This is a genomic window from Actinokineospora spheciospongiae (assembly GCF_000564855.1).
Taxonomy (GTDB): Bacteria; Actinomycetota; Actinomycetes; order Mycobacteriales; family Pseudonocardiaceae; genus Actinokineospora; species Actinokineospora spheciospongiae.
Window position 1 is genome coordinate 38,253 of the sequence record NZ_AYXG01000165.1, and the last position, 14,851, is coordinate 53,103.

The 14,851-nt window shown below is 71.8% G+C and carries 14 protein-coding genes and 1 CRISPR repeat array; of the genes, 7 read left to right on the forward strand and 7 right to left on the reverse strand.

The window, feature by feature from the left end; translation table 11 throughout:
- Positions 1-311 precede the first annotated feature (311 nt).
- The 3 genes from UO65_RS21550 (at position 312) to UO65_RS21555 (ending at position 3,366) form a co-directional block, all read left to right on the forward strand.
- Positions 312-1,172 carry a helix-turn-helix domain-containing protein gene (locus UO65_RS21550; RefSeq protein ID WP_052021488.1) on the forward strand — a complete coding sequence of 287 codons (861 nt, stop codon included), beginning with the start codon at positions 312-314 and terminating at the stop codon, positions 1,170-1,172.
- Complete coding sequence (locus UO65_RS39030) at positions 1,150-1,320, forward strand: DUF397 domain-containing protein (protein WP_084176051.1); 171 nt, start codon at positions 1,150-1,152, stop codon at positions 1,318-1,320. Before UO65_RS21550 ends, UO65_RS39030 begins: the two co-directional genes overlap by 23 nt.
- A gap of 399 nt (positions 1,321-1,719) precedes the next feature.
- A CRISPR array of direct repeats spans positions 1,720-2,663; the repeat unit is 28 nt; unit sequence GTCTTCCCCGCGCGAGCGGGGCTGTTCC.
- 214 nt (positions 2,664-2,877) lie between these two features.
- Entirely contained in the window at positions 2,878-3,366 is a 489-nt protein-coding gene (locus UO65_RS21555; RefSeq protein WP_052021490.1) for a MarR family winged helix-turn-helix transcriptional regulator, read from the forward strand.
- A gap of 73 nt (positions 3,367-3,439) precedes the next feature.
- On the opposite strand, the gene UO65_RS21560 is transcribed toward UO65_RS21555, so the two are convergent.
- A complete protein-coding gene (locus tag UO65_RS21560) occupies positions 3,440-4,603 on the reverse strand; it encodes a cytochrome P450 (protein WP_052021492.1) in 1,164 nt (387 codons plus the stop codon).
- Positions 4,604-4,607: 4 nt separating this feature from the next.
- Positions 4,608-5,981 carry a glutamate decarboxylase gene (locus UO65_RS21565; RefSeq protein WP_035285567.1) on the reverse strand — a complete coding sequence of 458 codons (1,374 nt, stop codon included), beginning with the start codon at positions 5,979-5,981 and terminating at the stop codon, positions 4,608-4,610.
- Positions 5,982-6,477: 496 nt separating this feature from the next.
- On the opposite strand from UO65_RS21565, the gene UO65_RS21570 reads away from it, so the two are divergent.
- The gene (locus UO65_RS21570) at positions 6,478-7,218 is read left to right on the forward strand and encodes a DJ-1/PfpI family protein (RefSeq protein WP_052021494.1); all 741 of its coding nucleotides are present in this window, start codon (positions 6,478-6,480) and stop codon (positions 7,216-7,218) included.
- Positions 7,219-7,463: 245 nt separating this feature from the next.
- Here the strand turns inward: UO65_RS21570 and UO65_RS21580 are convergent, their stop codons facing one another.
- A complete protein-coding gene (locus UO65_RS21580; protein WP_035285573.1) occupies positions 7,464-8,681 on the reverse strand; it encodes an amidohydrolase family protein in 1,218 nt (405 codons plus the stop codon).
- 95 nt (positions 8,682-8,776) lie between these two features.
- Between UO65_RS21580 and UO65_RS21585 the strand changes: the two genes are divergently transcribed.
- Together UO65_RS21585 and UO65_RS21590 are read left to right on the forward strand one after the other, a co-directional pair.
- The gene (locus UO65_RS21585; RefSeq protein WP_035285576.1) at positions 8,777-9,232 is read left to right on the forward strand and encodes a MarR family winged helix-turn-helix transcriptional regulator; all 456 of its coding nucleotides are present in this window, start codon (positions 8,777-8,779) and stop codon (positions 9,230-9,232) included.
- Positions 9,233-9,728: 496 nt separating this feature from the next.
- Positions 9,729-11,312 (forward strand): MFS transporter, encoded by a 1,584-nt coding sequence (locus tag UO65_RS21590; protein ID WP_052021496.1) that lies wholly within the window; start codon positions 9,729-9,731, stop codon positions 11,310-11,312.
- A 146-nt stretch (positions 11,313-11,458) separates the two neighbouring features.
- Here the strand turns inward: UO65_RS21590 and UO65_RS21595 are convergent, their stop codons facing one another.
- Entirely contained in the window at positions 11,459-12,238 is a 780-nt protein-coding gene (locus UO65_RS21595) for a type 1 glutamine amidotransferase domain-containing protein (protein WP_233427784.1), read from the reverse strand.
- 185 nt (positions 12,239-12,423) lie between these two features.
- Here UO65_RS21595 and UO65_RS21600 point away from each other — a divergent pair, with 185 nt between their 5' ends.
- Positions 12,424-12,678 carry a hypothetical protein gene (locus UO65_RS21600; protein ID WP_035285582.1) on the forward strand — a complete coding sequence of 85 codons (255 nt, stop codon included), beginning with the start codon at positions 12,424-12,426 and terminating at the stop codon, positions 12,676-12,678.
- A 64-nt stretch (positions 12,679-12,742) separates the two neighbouring features.
- On the opposite strand, the gene UO65_RS21605 is transcribed toward UO65_RS21600, so the two are convergent.
- The 3 genes from UO65_RS21605 to UO65_RS21615 are packed head-to-tail and all read right to left on the reverse strand — an operon-like array spanning position 12,743 to position 14,845.
- Positions 12,743-13,474, reverse strand: a complete 732-nt coding sequence (locus UO65_RS21605) for an urease accessory protein UreD (RefSeq protein WP_035285585.1) — start codon at positions 13,472-13,474, stop codon at positions 12,743-12,745.
- Positions 13,474-14,187, reverse strand: a complete 714-nt coding sequence (gene ureG / locus UO65_RS21610; protein WP_035285586.1) for an urease accessory protein UreG — start codon at positions 14,185-14,187, stop codon at positions 13,474-13,476. The genes UO65_RS21605 and ureG overlap by 1 nt, the downstream gene beginning before the upstream one ends.
- A complete protein-coding gene (locus UO65_RS21615; protein ID WP_035285588.1) occupies positions 14,177-14,845 on the reverse strand; it encodes an urease accessory protein UreF in 669 nt (222 codons plus the stop codon). The genes ureG and UO65_RS21615 overlap by 11 nt, the downstream gene beginning before the upstream one ends.
- Positions 14,846-14,851: the final 6 nt, after the last annotated feature.

A 14,851-nucleotide genomic window follows, 5' to 3' on the forward strand; every position in this document is an offset into this window, starting at 1 on the left:
GAAGCGGTGCGGGACACCGCGCGCGCAAAGCAACCAACCATCGGCGTGTCTGCCACCGCTTGCGGATGCGGTAGAGGAACATGTTCTCTCCCAAGGTATTCACGTGGTCGAGGAATTTTGCGCAAAAGGATGTCCTTGCAGGCAAAGGGTTTGGGTGCTGAAACGCGATCAGCGGTTCGCTCCACTTCCCCTCAACCCGACACCAAGGAGACTAAGCTTTGCCGCGACGAAATGACCAGTTGAATGCCGCCCGAGTCGGCGAACGGCAGAAAAGTCCCATCCAAGAGGACTAGTCCCACGAAAGGAGCGTCGTGCCCACGACGATCACCCCGCAGCGGCGCGCGCTCGGCGAAGCGCTGCGCCGCTACCGCAAGGCGGCGGCACTGACGGCCGAGGAGGTGGAAGACCGCTTCGGCTGGCACCCGGGGAAGACGAACCGGGTCGAGCGCGGGTTCCGCGTGCCGGTGCGCGCCGAGTTGCAGGAGCTGTTCAAGCTCTACCGCGTGCCCGCCGCCAAGCGCAAAGAGCTGCTGGAACTGCTGGAGATGGCCAGGCGCAGGCAGGCGGTGTCGCATACGGCCGAGCACGCCAACGCCTACTTTACGATGGAACGCGAGGCCGCCGAGATCTGCTACTTCGACGACGTACTGGTCCACGGCCTCTTGCAGACCGAGGACTACGCCAGGGCGCTGGTGACCCAGGAGGGCGTCGAACACGCCGAACTGCGCGTCCAGGAGCGCCTGTCCCGCCAGCAGCGCGTTCTCGGCGCCGCCGAGCCCCCGCACCTGCGAGTGCTGCTCGGCGAACATGTGACCATGCAGGCCGTAGGCGGTCCCGGGGTGCTGCGCGCCCAACTGACCCGCCTGGTGGAGGCCGCCGCGACGGACACCACGGAGGTACGCCTGATCCCGTGGTCAGCGGGGGCGCACACGGGCTTGGGCAACAGCTTCACCCTGCTGCACCTGGAGCGGCCCGCACGCCTCGGGCAGGTTTACAGCGAAGGCGTCACCGGCGCCACCTACCTGCACCACGACGATGAAGTGGCCGTCTACCGAGCGGCTTTCGAGCACCTGTGGGACACCGCCGCCGCCGACCACGCAGAATCGATGAGAATCCTCGGCAGGCGCATCGACGACATCGGAGAAGCACATGGATCAGACACGGTGGCGTAAAGCCTCGTGCAGCACCGGCGCGAACAACTGCGTGGAAATCCACCCGGACGGCTGGGTCCGAGACAGCAAGGACCCCCACCACCGCCCCATCGCGGTCGACCTCCAAGCCCTGCTGGCAGCAACCCGCACCAGTCGACTCACCCGCTGATACCGCCGCGCCGGGTGCCTCGACAGCGGGCACCCGGCGCGCGCCATCCATCAGCGGACCTTCGAGGCAGAGGCGTACCCGGACCTGTGATGACCTGGGCGGCTCCACGCCCAACCTCCGCCCCGGCGTACCCCTGGTCGATCTCCAGCCGCACACTCATCGCCCCACCGCACGGACCGGCTTGTTCGACACCTCGACCCCACGCCACCCATCGGCACCGACTCCCGCTCAGCCCCCGATCACCGACAGAACCGCCAGCCACAGTCCTCACCAGGGCATCTACCCAGCCCACCACCACGACAAACACAGAGAGTGATCAGTCAACTACAATATTTCGTTCCATCGCCAAAAGTGATGCTAAAATCCACTTTGCCCACCTAAACCTCCAGGTCAAGAAGGGTCTTCCCCGCGCGAGCGGGGCTGTTCCCGTGCCCTCCACACCCAGGGGGTGGCGGGTGGCGTCTTCCCCGCGCGAGCGGGGCTGTTCCGGTCACGCGGCACTGCAGGCCGCCGTTGGTGTCGTCTTCCCCGCGCGAGCGGGGCTGTTCCTCCATCTCGGACGGCTGGGACACCGAGGCGACCGTCGTCCCCGCGCGAGCGGGGCTGTTCCCAACCCGGACGGTTTCAACCCGGGCCACCATTCGTCTTCCCCGCGCGAGCGGGGCTGTTCCGTCGCGGGCCAAACCGGAGGAGGTGTGCATCTCGTCTTCCCCGCGCGAGCGGGGCTGTTCCGCAAGCCGTGGACGCGATTGACAACAAACTGACGTCTTCCCCGCGCGAGCGGGGCTGTTCCGACGCATCCGGGGGCGGACAGCCCGTACCTGTGGTCTTCCCCGCGCGAGCGGGGCTGTTCCTTCGGCATCCTCCAAGCCGTCACCGTGGCGACCGTCTTCCCCGCGCGAGCGGGGCTGTTCCCACGGCCTTGAACGCCTCGGCGCGCGTGATGGCGTCTTCCCCGCGCGAGCGGGGCTGTTCCCACCACGCGCATCGTCCAGGCGGTCCAGGCGGTGTCTTCCCCGCGCGAGCGGGGCTGTTCCCCCATTGCATAGATACGCACAGCTACGCAAAAGGTCTTCCCCGCGCGAGCGGGGCTGTTCCCTTGCGCACCTCGCGGGGCCACACGCCGCGCACGTCTTCCCCGCGCGAGCGGGGCTGTTCCCAACGTGCTGGCCGATGCCACCCACTGCTGCGACGTCTTCCCCGCGCGAGCGGGGCTGTTCCGCCAAGCGCCTGCGGGACGAAGCCGAAGCGGCGGTCTTCTCCGCTCGAGCGGGGCTGTTCCCTGGACCCCGATTTTGCCCTGGCCTTCTCCCGCGTCTTCCCCGCGCGAGTGGGGCTGTTCCCGCCAGCAGCATGACCGCCATGTCCAGCAAGACGTCTTCCCCGCGCGAGCGGGCAACCTGGTGGCGCCCGGCTTTCCCGCCCCAGCCCTGCAACCCGCCGGCCGAGTGGGCGCTCACCCCTGTCCGGGGCCGTTTCCCACATCACACCCCAGCTAGTTGTGTTCCGCAACCAATGAACTTATAGTTGCAGATATCAACCGATTGGGGAGGCGACATGATCGCCACGACAACGGCGTCTGACCTGGTCGAGGCGTTGCGCTGGATCGTGCGGGCCGGGCGGGCGGTGCACAGTGCCGACGACGACCTGCACAACGCGCCCGCCGCGCTGCTCGGGTTGTTGGCTCGGGAGGGTGAGCAGCGGATGGGCAGGCTGGCCGGGGCGCTGGATGTCGATCCGTCCGTGGTGAGCAGGCAGGTGGCGATGCTGTGTGCTGCGGGGTTGGTTTCGCGGCGGCCTGACCCGCAGGACGGGCGGGCGAGCCTGTTGGGGTTGACCGACTCCGGCCGTGCCTGCCTCGATCAGCACCGGGCCCAGTGGGCGGGCAGGCTCACCACCGCCTTGGCCCACTGGGACGACGACGACGCCGCACGGTTGTTGGCACTGCTCCGCAGGCTGTCCGCTGACGTGCGGGGGCACCTGGTGCAGGAGAAGTCATCTCCTGCACCAGGGCATGGGGTGCACCCCGAACTCCAGTCCGGGTAGCCCACCGGCAGTGAGTGGGACGACCTCGGTGGTGGCCCGGTCCGCAGCGGCGTGGTGTGTTCACGACACGGGGTCACACCTCCCACACCGCGTCGAGGGGGCCGGGCAGGCGCAGCTTCCAGCCGTGTGGTGCCGCCTGCCTGCCCGGGGCGGGCCGCACGTCTGGCATCCGGTCGAGCAGGACGTCCAGGGCTGTGTGTGCCAGGGCGGTGACCAGGGGGGCCGCTGGGCACCGGTGCGGGCCGGTGCCGAACCCGAGGTGCGTGCGCAGGTCGCGGTGTGGGTTGAAGCGGTCCGGGTCGGTGAACACCGCTTCGTCGCGGTTGGCTGAGGCTATGGCTGCCGCTATCACGCTGTTCGCCGGGAGTTGCCGTCCGCCCAGTGTCACCGCGCGGGTGGTGCGCCTGCCCAGGACGCCGACCGGGCCGCTCCACCGCAGGGCCTCGTGCACCGCCGCGCCGAGCAGTGCCCGGTCGGCGCGGACCTCGGTGAGGTGGCCGGGGGTCGACCACAGCGCCGCGAGGGTCCAGCCCGCCAGCCAGCCGGGCTCGATCGCGCTCAGCGCCAGGTGCTTGAGGACCGGCAGCACGTCGGGGTCCGGGCGTGGCAGGCCGCGTGGGCGGTTGGCGTGCAGCAGGTGGGAGATCACCGAGCCGTCCGGTTCCGCCCGCAACCGTTCGACGACCGCGGTCACGGCCGTGTCCTGGGCCAGTTCGGCGGCCACGGTCCCGTCCAGCGCCGGGTCGCGGCCGAAGTTGTTCGCCACGTCGGTGAGCAGGTTTCCCCAGTGGCGCAGGGTGTCGGCTCCCTCGTCGGGGTCGAGGCCGAGCAGGGTGGTCACGGCGGTGGCCGCGACCGGCTCGAAGTAGTGCGCGGCCAGGTCGGCGTGGGCGGACGGGGCGAGTTGGTCGGCGGCCTTCTCGGCGATGGGTCGGGCGATCGTGTCCACGAAGTCGTCCGCCCGGTGGGGGGCGAAGTCGTGGTGGACCGCCTCCCGCACGTCCCGGTGGGGTTCGCCCTCCCGCATCAGCAGCGGCGTCCCGCCGCACACGCCGATCATCGGCGACCCGGGCTGGTCCGTGGTGAACCGCTCCACATCGGTCAGCACGGTGTGCACGTCCTGCCAGCCGGTCACCAGCCACTGGCGGGCCTCGGGGACCCAGGTGACCGGCTCGTCGGCCCGCAGCCGCGCGTAGGCCGGGTAGGGGTCGGCCTCCAGCTCCGAGAGGGTGGGCACGGGGTCAGTCCGCGAAGCTGAGCACGGCCGCGGGCTCGGGCAGCGGGAACGGGTGGCCCGCCAGCCGTTCGGCGTGCTTGACGAGGCTTTCGAGGAACCTCGCCGCGAGGTCGAGGGTGAAGCCCTGCCTGCACACCACGCGGATCACGTCCACGTGCTCCAGGTCGGGCGGCAGGCTGTAGGCGGGCACGTGCCAACCGTCGCCCTTGAGGGCTTCGGACAGGTGGTAGACGGTGAAGCCCTCCCGTTCCGGGTCGCGCACGCGCAGCGCCACCACGGGCAGGTCCTCGCCGTCGCTGATGACCTCGAACGGTCCGATGGCCGCGACGCCCTTCGCGACGTACCGGGCGACCTCCTGGCACCGCTGCGCGATCAACTGGTAGCCGGCGATCCCGTTGCGCAGGAACTGGTAGTACTGCGCGATCACCCCGGAGGCGGGCCGGGAGAAGTTGAGGGTGAACGTGGGGTGGTGGCCGCCGAGCACGTTGCAGTCGAAGATGAGCGACTCAGGCAGGTGCTCCGGGTCGCGCCACAGGCACCAACCGGCGCCGGGGTAGACCAGGCCGAACTTGTGCCCGGACGCGTTGATCGACACCACTCGGGGCAGCGTGAAGTCCCAGGCGAAGTCCGCGTCGAGGAACGGCGCGACGAACCCGCCGCTCGCCGCGTCGACGTGCAGCGGCACGTCGACGCCCCGGTCGGCCGCCACGCCGTCGAGCGCGGCCGCGATCTCCGCGACCGGGTCGTAGCGCCCGTCCTGCGTGCTGCCCAGCACCGCGACGACACCGATGGTGTTCTCGTCGACCGCCGCCGCGGTCAGCGCCGGGTCCAGGATCGTGCGGCCCTCCGCGAGCGGCACCATCCGCGCTTCCACGTCCCAGTAGTTGCAGAACTTCGGCCAGCACACGTGCACGTGCGTCCCGAACACCATGTTGGGCCTGCCGGTGCCCCCGCTCTCGCGCCACCGGCGCAGCATGGCCAGACCGGCGAGCATGGCCGCTTCCGAGCTGCCGCTGGTGGAGCAGCCGATGAACCGGCCGTCGTCCTCGTGCCACAGGTGCGCGAGCGCGTTGACGCACTCCTGCTCGATGCGGGAGCTGGCCGGGTACTCCTCGCGGTTCATGATGTTGATCGGGGCGGTCTCGGCGTAGATCCGCTCCAGTTCCGGCTCCGCCGCCGTGGTGCAGAACGTGGCGAGGTTGAGCGCCGCCCGCCCGTCGAGCAGCAGCCGGGACTGCACGATGCCCGCCGCCACCCCCGCGGGCATCGGGTCCTCGGGCAACCGTCCCTTCGGGATCACGTCCTCGTCGATCCGCTGGGCGAACACGGGCGCTATCTGCAAGTCCTGGTCGTCGGTGATCACGCGCTGCAAACTCATGGCCGACCTCTGAATTCTTCAGACGTTTCCGGGGTGGTTCGATCCAGGCGCGTGCCCGGGGTGCCGATCGCGGCCGAACGCCTGCTGTCCGGGCACGCCTGCACTCCGCGCTCATCGCGTTGTTCATCGAAGGAGGGAAAAGGCGTCGATGCCCTCACCGACGCTGGAGCAGTCCGGTCGTGGTGCCGTTGTCCGTCTTCACGCATCCTGCCAGGCCCCGCGCGGCCAAGGGAACCTCATCGACCGCGCACAACCCGGGTGGGCAGGCCGAAGTCCCGGTCGACTGACAACCCTTTCACCCGCTGTCCCCGCGATCCGCTTGCCGTACTTCGGATGCCCACCGACGAGCTACTTGAAATTGCCGAACATCACCGAAAGTCACCGCGCGGTGGCGCTTTTCCGGGGGAAGGTGGCGCTTTCGCCGCTGTCACGGGCGGGTCGGCGCGGATAGCTTCGTGGTCGTTTCCACGAGACGACCACACCACGGGAGAAACCGATGAGTCAGGCGCCGTTCACCAACCCCGTCGACTCGGGGCGGCCGATTGTGGCGATGCTGCTCTACCCGGGGTTGACCCTGCTCGACCTGGTTGCCCCGCACACCGCGTTCTCCCCCGTCATGGACGTGCTGTTGGTGTGGAAGGACCTCGGGCCGATCACCTCTGACGCCGGGGTGCGGGTGCACCCGACGACGACGTTCGCCCAGTGCCCGGGTGAGGTGGACGTGCTGTTCGTGCCCGGTGGGCGCGACCAGGCGGCGACGGCCGAGGACGAGGAGGTGTTGGAGTTCCTGGAGGATCGTGGTGGGCGCGCCCGCTACCTCACCGCCGTCTGCGGGGGCTCGTTGATCCTGGGGGCCGCCGGGCTGCTGCGGGGGCGCCGGGCCGCGACGCACTGGACGGGGCGGGACGTGTTGGGGTTGTTGGGGGCGGAGAACGTCAGTGAGCGGGTGGTGGTGGACGGGAACCTGATCACCGGGGGCGGGGTCACCGCGGGCTTGGACTTCGGCCTGGTCGTCCTGGCGCGGATGTTCGGTGAGGACGTGGCGAAGATGGCCCAACTCGCGATGGAGTACGACCCCCAGCCGCCCTTCGACGCGGGTTCGCCGGAGAAGGCCGGGCCGCGGCTCGCCGACCTGGTGCGCGGTGCCACCAGCGGCACCAACGACGACATGATCCGCGCCGTCACCCGGCTCACCGAGCGCGGTTGGGGTGGCGCGCGGAAGGTCCCGACCACCTGAGCCCCACGGGGTGCGGGTCCTGAGCCCTGCGAGGCTCAGGACCCGCACTCCGGGCCGCCGCCACCGGCGGTCCGGACGAGGACCTGCCCGGCGGGGGTTGCGACGGCGGGCGACTCGAAGTCGTCCGTGCCGCCGAGCATGGTCATCGTCCGGGCCCACGCCCGGTCGTCCGTCCGAACCGGTGACCGGACCACCGCGTGCCCGGGTTCCCGCACAGGCGCACGGCGGTGTCGCGGCCGTTCGGGTCACGCCCCGGCCAAGCGCGCCCCCCGCCGCCAGATCGCGCGGGTGTTGAGGGTGTCGTCGACGTTCTCCGTGGGGTCGCCGTCGACCAGGAGGAGGTCGGCGCGGAGGCCTTCGGCGACGCGGCCGCGGTCGCCGAGGTGGAAGCGGCGGGCCGTGGTGGCCGTCGCCGCGCGCAACGCCTGTTGCGGTGTCAGGCCTGCCGCAACGAGGTACCGCAACTCCTGGTGCAGGCTGGCGCCGTGGGCGACGCCGCCGAAGAACGTTTCCGCCATGGAGGCGTCCGTGCCCGCCAGCAGGTCCACACCGGCGGCGGCCAGTGCCCGCACGGTGTCCAGGACGTCTTCCAGTTTCCCCTGCGGGTGGCGGTTGTAGCTCGACCGCAGGGTTTCGTCCCACTTGGCGTCGAGGCGGCGGGCGACCCGCGGGTCGTCGGCGAGTTCGTCGCCGGTGGTGCCCATCATGGACGCGTTGAGGCACACGCACGGCACGACGAACATCCCCGCCTCCGCCACCAGGTCGACGACCTCCTCGGTGTGCGGGCGGTCCATGAACACGTGGACCACGCCGTCGACCCCGGCCTCGGCGGCCATGCGGGTGGCGTCGAGGGTCAGGGCGTGCGCCACGGTGAGGGCGCCGTGGCGGTGGGCTTCGGCCACGCCCGCGTTCAGGGTGGCCTGGTCGAGCACGGGCAGCCCGGGGTGGCCCTCGACGCTGCCGTCGTCGATCATGAACTTGATGTAGTCGGAGCCCCGGGCGAGCAGGTGCGGGACGAACGCCACCGCCTCCTCCGGTGTGGTGCTGAACGGCATCAGCGGTGGGGTGGGCGGCAGCTCCCAATCGGGTCGGAAGCCCTCGGGCATCAGCTCGCTCGGGTGCCCGCCGGGCGGGGTGATGGCGAAGCCCGCCGACCGCACGTCGGCGACCGCGTCGTCCTCGGTGATGTGCGCCCGGTTCTCCCGGGTGTTCATGCCCTGCATCTCCAGTTCGGTGGTGACGCCGAACCGCAGGGCCAGGGCCAGCGCGCCGGGGGCGACGTGGACGTGCGCGTCGATCAGCCCGGGCAGCAGGGTCGCGCCGCGGCCGTCGACGACCTCGGCCCCCTCGGGGACCTCGCCGCCGACCTGGCGAATCCTGCGGCCGTCGAGGACGACGGTCCGCACCCCCAACGCCTTCTCCCCGTCGAAGACCCTGGCCCCGGTGATTGCGGTGACGGCCACGGAGGCCCACCTCGCTTCCTCGCTCGCAGTTGCATACCCGATGCTATGCATTTGCCAGTTGCTATGCAAATACCAGGGGTACTACACTTCGCCGGGTGAGCAGCGCGCGTTCCGCCGAGGACTCCCCGCTGGACCGGATCGGTCCGGCGCTGTCGCGGCTGCGCAGGCGCATCCCGGCCTCCAGCCGGGACCTGTCGCGCAACCTGGTGCTGAACGTGATCACCGACGCCCCGGGGGAGATGACCGTCGGCGGGCTCGCCGCGGAGATGGGCGTCGCGCAGCCGGTGGCCAGCCGCACGGTGACCGCCTGCATCGCCGACGGCCTGCTGCGGCGGGCCGCTTCGCAGGTCGACGGCCGCCGGACCGTGCTCGAACTCACCGAGCGCGGCGCGGCCGAGCGCGACCGCTTCGCCGCCGAGCAGCGGGAGGCGTTCGAGGACATCACCGCCGCCTGGTCGGCGGAGGACCGCGCGCAGTTCGCCCGACTCCTGGTGCGCTACACCACCGACGCCGACACGTGGTCCCACCGGCGGACACCGGGCGAACGCTGACGGTCGCCCGGCGGTGCCCGGGCGAGCCGCGCGGAACCACTCGACCCACCCCCGCGACAACCGAGGTCGCGGCGGACTTCACACAGCACGGCCCGGGTGACCCCGCGCGGCCACCCGACCGTCCGCCACGTCACACCCCGAGTAGTTGTGTTCCACAACCAATCAACCTATAGTTGCACCTATCAACCGATTGGGGGGGTGCCATGCTCGCCACGACAGCGGCACACGACCGGGCCGGGGCCCCGCGGACCCCGGACGGGTGGCCGTAGGCGACCCGCCTTCCCATGACGTCCCGATGACCAGCGTCCCGCCGCCGAGCTGCGCACGCCGAGCGGCGGCACCGCAGTGGCCCGCCAGGGTCCGAACCAGGATCAATGCCCCGCAGAGCGTCCGGCTCCGGGTGGGGCCATCCCGCGATCACGTGTAGGAGAAGTCTGTGACCACGTCCACTGGAGCGGCCGCCGCCAGGCCGCTCACCGCCGAGGAGAGCGGCCGGATGGACCACCGCCGGGTGATCGAGGCCCTGACCGGGCTCCTCCTGGCGATGCTGACCGCGTTCCTGTCCTCCACCATCGTCTCCAACGCGCTGCCGACGATCATCCGCGAGCTGCACGGCACGCAGAGCCAGTACACCTGGGTCATCACCGCGACCCTGCTCGCCTCGACCGCCAGCACCCCGATCTGGGGCAAGCTGGCCGACCTGATCAGCAAGAAGCTGCTCGTGCAGCTCGCCATCGGGATCTTCACCGTCGGCTCGGTGCTGGCGGGGCTGTCGCAATCGGTCGACACGCTGATCGCGTGGCGGGTGTTGCAGGGGCTGGGCCTGGGCGGGTTGCAGTCGCTGGTGGTCATCGTGATCGCGGCGATGATCAGCCCCCGGGAGCGCGGGAAGTACACCGGGCCGATCTCGGCGGTGATGTCGGTCGCCACGGTCGGTGGGCCGCTGCTGGGCGGGGTCATCGTGGACACCAGTTGGCTGGGGTGGCGGTGGTGCTTCTTCGTGTGCGTGCCGCTGGCGGTCATCTCGCTGCTCGTGGTGCAGCGCACGCTGAACCTGCCGCTGGTCAAGCGCCAGGTGCGGATCGACTACCTGGGTGCCGCGCTGATCGCCGCCGGGGTGAGCGCGCTGCTGATCTGGGTGACGCTGGCGGGCAACCAGTTCGCCTGGGGGTCGTCGACCTCGCTGCTGCTGATCGGGCTCGGGGTGGTGCTGCTGGCCGCCGCGGTGTTCGTGGAGACCAGGGCCGCCGAGCCGATCATCCCGCTGCGGCTGTTCCGCGACCGGACCACCGCGCTGGCCACCATCGCCAGCATCGCCGTGGGCACCGCGCTGTTCGGCAGCGCCGTGTTCCTCGGGCAGTACTTCCAGATCGCCCGGGGCTACTCCCCCACCGCGGCGGGGCTGCTGACGCTGCCGATGATCATCGGTTCGATGGTGTCGGCGACCGGGTCGGGCATCCTGATCACCCGGCTGGGCAAGTGGAAGTCGTTCCTGGTGGCCGGTTCGATCCTGATGGTGGCGGGCTTCGGCCTGCTCGGCACGATCGACCACACCACCGACATGGTGCTGCTCGGCGCGTTCCTGTTCGTGCTGGGCGTCGGCCTGGGCATGACCATGCAGAACCTGGTGCTGGCGGTGCAGAACACCGTCGCCGCCACCGACCTGGGCGCGGCCAGCTCGACCGTGTCGTTCTTCCGCTCCCTGGGCGGCACGATCGGCGTCTCCGTCCTCGGTGCCGTCCTGGCGAACCGGGTCTCCTCGCTGACCACCGACGGCCTCAGCGCGGCGGGCGTGCAGGTCCCGGCGGGGTCCTCGTCGGCCGGGATCGGCAACCTCGACCAGTTGCCCGGGCCGATCGCCGAGATCGTGCGCGCCGCCTACGGCGACGCGACGGCGACCATCCTGCTGGTGGCCGCGGCGCTGTCGATCATCACCGTGGTGGCGATCCTGTTCATCAAGGAGAAGCCGCTGCTGACCACCACCGGCATGGAGCGGCAGAGGGCGGAAGAGGCCACTGAGGACGCCAAGGCCACCGAGGAGGCCGGAAGCACCGAGGAGGCGGCGCCCGCCAGGGCCTGACCCCCCACCCCGGAACGCCTGTGCCGCCGAGGCCCGAACACCTCGGCGGCACAGGTGCGTCCGGGCACCGCGCCGCCCGCACGGGCACGGTCAGCCGGACAACGCGGTGCGGGCGGCGGGTCGGGGAACCGGCACAGCGGTCGGGCTCAGCCGGGGTGGACGGGCCCGTGGTCGGGGTGGGTGAGCGCGGCGATCACGGCCTCGGCCATCGGGGCGCTCGACGCGGGGTTCTGGCCGGTGAACAGGTTCCCGTCCCGGACGGTGAACGCCGCGTAGGCGGGTCCCGCCAGGTGTTCGGCGCCCAGTTCGCGCAACCGGGTCGCGAGCAGCCACGGTGCGGCGTCCGCGGTGCCGAACAGCCGCTCCTCCTCATCGGTGAAGGCCGCCATCCGCCGCCCGGCGAACAACCACCCGCCTTCGGGGTCCACAGCCGACAGCAGGGCCGCCGGGCCGTGGCAGACGGCTGCGATGGGCTTGCCCGCCGCGTCCGCCGCGGTGAGCAGGCGCCCGAGGTCGGCGTCCCGGTGCAGGTCGACCACCGGTCCGTGCCCACCGGGCAGCACCACCGCGGCGTAGTCCTCGACGTCGACCTCGGCGAGGTCGAGCAGCGGCCCGAACTCGCGCAGGGCCCGTTCGGCGTGCTCCACGTGGCGGGCGCAGTCCGCCCCGGCGACCGCCGGGTCGGCGCTGTGCCGGTCGAGCGGCTGGAGGACCCCGCCCGGGGAGGCGAAGTCGACGGTGAAACCGGCCTCGACGAACCGCTGGTGCGGCGCCGCGACCTCCTCGGCCCAGTAACCGGTCGGGTACGCCGACCCGTCGGTGCGCTCCCAGGTGTCGGCGGCGGACATGACGATCAGGACCTTGCTCATGGTGTCGCCCTTCGCGGGGGTCGTGGACCGCGCCGTCCGGGCGGTGCCCGGTGGCATGACTCCACCGTGGCCCACCGGAACCCGCCCCGGGGGCGCACAGCGCGCCCTGTGCGACCTGGGACGCGGCAACCTGGGACGCGCAGGTCCAGGCACCGCCGACGAGCGGCGACCCGGTCCTTCCACTTGGACCTACTGCTGGGTAGGGTTCGGGGTGGACTCACTGTCGAGGAAAGGGGACCGAGATGGCTCTGTCGGCCAAGACCGCCGGGCTGGTGCTGGCGGGGACCGGCGCGGCGCACTTCGTGGCACCGAAGGCGTTCGTCCCGATCACCGTCAAGGCGTTCCCGAGCGACACCAAGCAGTGGGTGCTGCGCAACGGCGCGACCGAACTCGCCCTGGGCCTCGCGGTGAGCAACGCCAAGACCCGCAAGCTCGGCCTCGTCGGCCTCCTCGGCTACGTCGGGTGGCTGGGCAGCCGCATCCTCCAGAACCGCTGACCCACCAGGTGGCCGCCGGTCGGGCGGCGGTCACTCCATCGCGGTGATCACCCCGTTGCGGTGGTCAGCCCGTCGCGGCGGCCAGGGCGGCGCCCAGGCGGGCGGACGCGGTCACCGCGTCCGGGCCCAGGGCGGTGGCCAGGTACCCGCGCGGGGCTGTGGCGGGACCGAGGGGCACCAGGGACCACCAGTCGCCGCTGACCGGGGCGGGAGGCGGTGGGGTTCCCACGGAGATCTCCGTGGTGAGGACCTTGTGCCCGGCCAGGCCCGCCAGGGATTGATCGGTGGCGGGGTCGCCGGTGGTGAGGGATTGCCGCAGCAGCGGGCGCGCGTCGTGGGTGATGTGGGTTTCGGTGGTCAGGTGCCCCGGGGCCTCCGACTTCCGGCCCAGGACCAGGGTTTCGCGCAGGCGCAGGCGGGCGGTGCCGGTCAGCTCCGCGGTCAGGGTCGCGTGGTGGTCCGCGTGCCGGGTGACGACCGTCGGTTCGGGCAGGTGCTCGAAGCTCGCCCCGTCGCCGATGGTGAGGCGCAGGTGGGTGGCGCTGCGGCCGGTGCCGGGGAGGGCGACCGTGGCCGCGACGCCGACCAGGCGGAGCGCGGCCCCCGGGGCCACCTCCACCGACAGGGTCAGGTGGTCGCCGCCCAGGGGCGCCGCCGCCGAGTTGACCAGGTGGACGACCGCCGCGCCCCGGGTCCCCCGCCGCGGGAGCAGGGTCAGCGGCGCCGCGGACTCCAGCACCCGGATGACCGACCTGGGGCCGACGGCCTCGACCACCAGGCGGGCCCGGGCGCGCATCACCGCAGCAGGCCCCGGACCCAGGCCGCGACGTCGGGCGCGTCGGGTGTCTCGACCAGGGACTGGGTGATCACGGGCAGGGTGCCGCGCATCCGGTGGGCGTCGGAGACCATGACCGCCATGTCCGCGCCGACCAGCGGGGCCAGGTCGGTCTTGTTGATCACCAGCAGGTCGGCGGTGGTCACCCCGGGGCCGCCCTTGCGGGGGACCTTGTCGCCGCCCGCCACGTCGACCACGAAGACCTGGGCGTCCACCAGGCCCCGGCTGAACACCGCCGTGAGGTTGTCGCCGCCGCTCTCGATGATGACCAGTTCCAGGCCGGGGTGGCGTTCCTCCAGCGCCTCGACCGCGTCCAGGTTCGCGGTGATGTCGTCGCGGATGGCGGTGTGCGGGCAGGCCCCGGTCTGGACGGCCTCGATGCGGTCGGTGTCCAGGACGCCCGCGCGGCGCAGGAAGTCGGCGTCCTCGGTGGTGTAGATGTCGTTGGTGACGACGGCCAGCCGGACCTCGGTCAACGCCCGGCACAGGGCGGCGGTGAGGGCGGTCTTGCCGCTGCCGACGGGGCCGCCGATGCCGATGCGGAACGCGCGGCCCGTGGCCGGGGTGGGCTCGTGGGCGTCCGGGTCGGTGGCCGTGGGGTCGAAGTTCACGGTGTGCGTGTGGCCATGGCCGTGCCCGTGGCTGTGTTCATGGCCGTGCTGGTCAGCTTGCAAAGAGCCGTACCTCTTCCTTGTGGTGGCGGGCGTGGGCCTCGGCGAGCAGGTCCAGGCCCGGGGAACCGGGGGCGGGCAGGTCCGCCGCGGGCAGCGCCGCCGTCGCTGCGGCGCGGGTGGCCTGGGTGCGCAGTTCGGCGGACAGGTCGGCGACCATGGCGTTGACGGCGAAGGGGTCCAGGCCCAGGAGGCGGACGGCGGCGCTCGCCGGGCCGCTGACCGCGAGGTAGCCCGCGACCGCCGCCGCGTCGGCGGGGCTTCCGCCCGCGACCCCGGTCAGGGCGCCCAGGGTGATCGGGTGGTGCGGTCGGGGGACCGCCGAGAGCAGGGCGTCGAGCACCGGCGACGGCCAGGCGCGGACACCGGCGCGCATCGTGCCGCGCCCTTGCGCCCGGGACGCGGTCCGCTGCGCGGGCGAGGGTGTGCGGGCGTCGAGTTCCGCGTCCAGCCCGGCCCAGTCGGTGGGCAGCAGGGCCGCCGCCGCGGCGAACACGGCCGCCAGCTCACCGGCGGTGCGCAACCGTCCCAAGAGGAACCCGGGCAGTTCGCGCTCGCCCCGCACCAGGCCGCGCGACACCGCTTCCTCCAGGCCGCCGGAGTGCACGTGGCCGCCGCCGGGGTAGCGGGAGTCGGCCAGCACGAGCGCGCTGATGTCCATTGTGGA

Bases quoted from the DNA above. Each gene is read 5' to 3' on its own strand.
- UO65_RS21615 (WP_035285588.1), bottom strand. From the start codon at position 14,845: ATGGACATCAGCGCGCTCGTGCTGGCCGACTCCCGCTACCCCGGCGGC.
- UO65_RS21600 (WP_035285582.1), top strand. From the start codon at position 12,424: ATGGCTCTGTCGGCCAAGACCGCCGGGCTGGTGCTGGCGGGGACCGGC.
- UO65_RS21605 (WP_035285585.1), bottom strand. From the start codon at position 13,474: ATGCGCGCCCGGGCCCGCCTGGTGGTCGAGGCCGTCGGCCCCAGGTCG.
- UO65_RS21595 (WP_233427784.1), bottom strand. From the start codon at position 12,238: ATGCCACCGGGCACCGCCCGGACGGCGCGGTCCACGACCCCCGCGAAG.
- UO65_RS39030 (WP_084176051.1), top strand. From the start codon at position 1,150: ATGGATCAGACACGGTGGCGTAAAGCCTCGTGCAGCACCGGCGCGAAC.
- UO65_RS21555 (WP_052021490.1), top strand. From the start codon at position 2,878: ATGATCGCCACGACAACGGCGTCTGACCTGGTCGAGGCGTTGCGCTGG.
- UO65_RS21565 (WP_035285567.1), bottom strand. From the start codon at position 5,981: ATGAGTTTGCAGCGCGTGATCACCGACGACCAGGACTTGCAGATAGCG.
- UO65_RS21570 (WP_052021494.1), top strand. From the start codon at position 6,478: ATGAGTCAGGCGCCGTTCACCAACCCCGTCGACTCGGGGCGGCCGATT.
- UO65_RS21590 (WP_052021496.1), top strand. From the start codon at position 9,729: ATGGACCACCGCCGGGTGATCGAGGCCCTGACCGGGCTCCTCCTGGCG.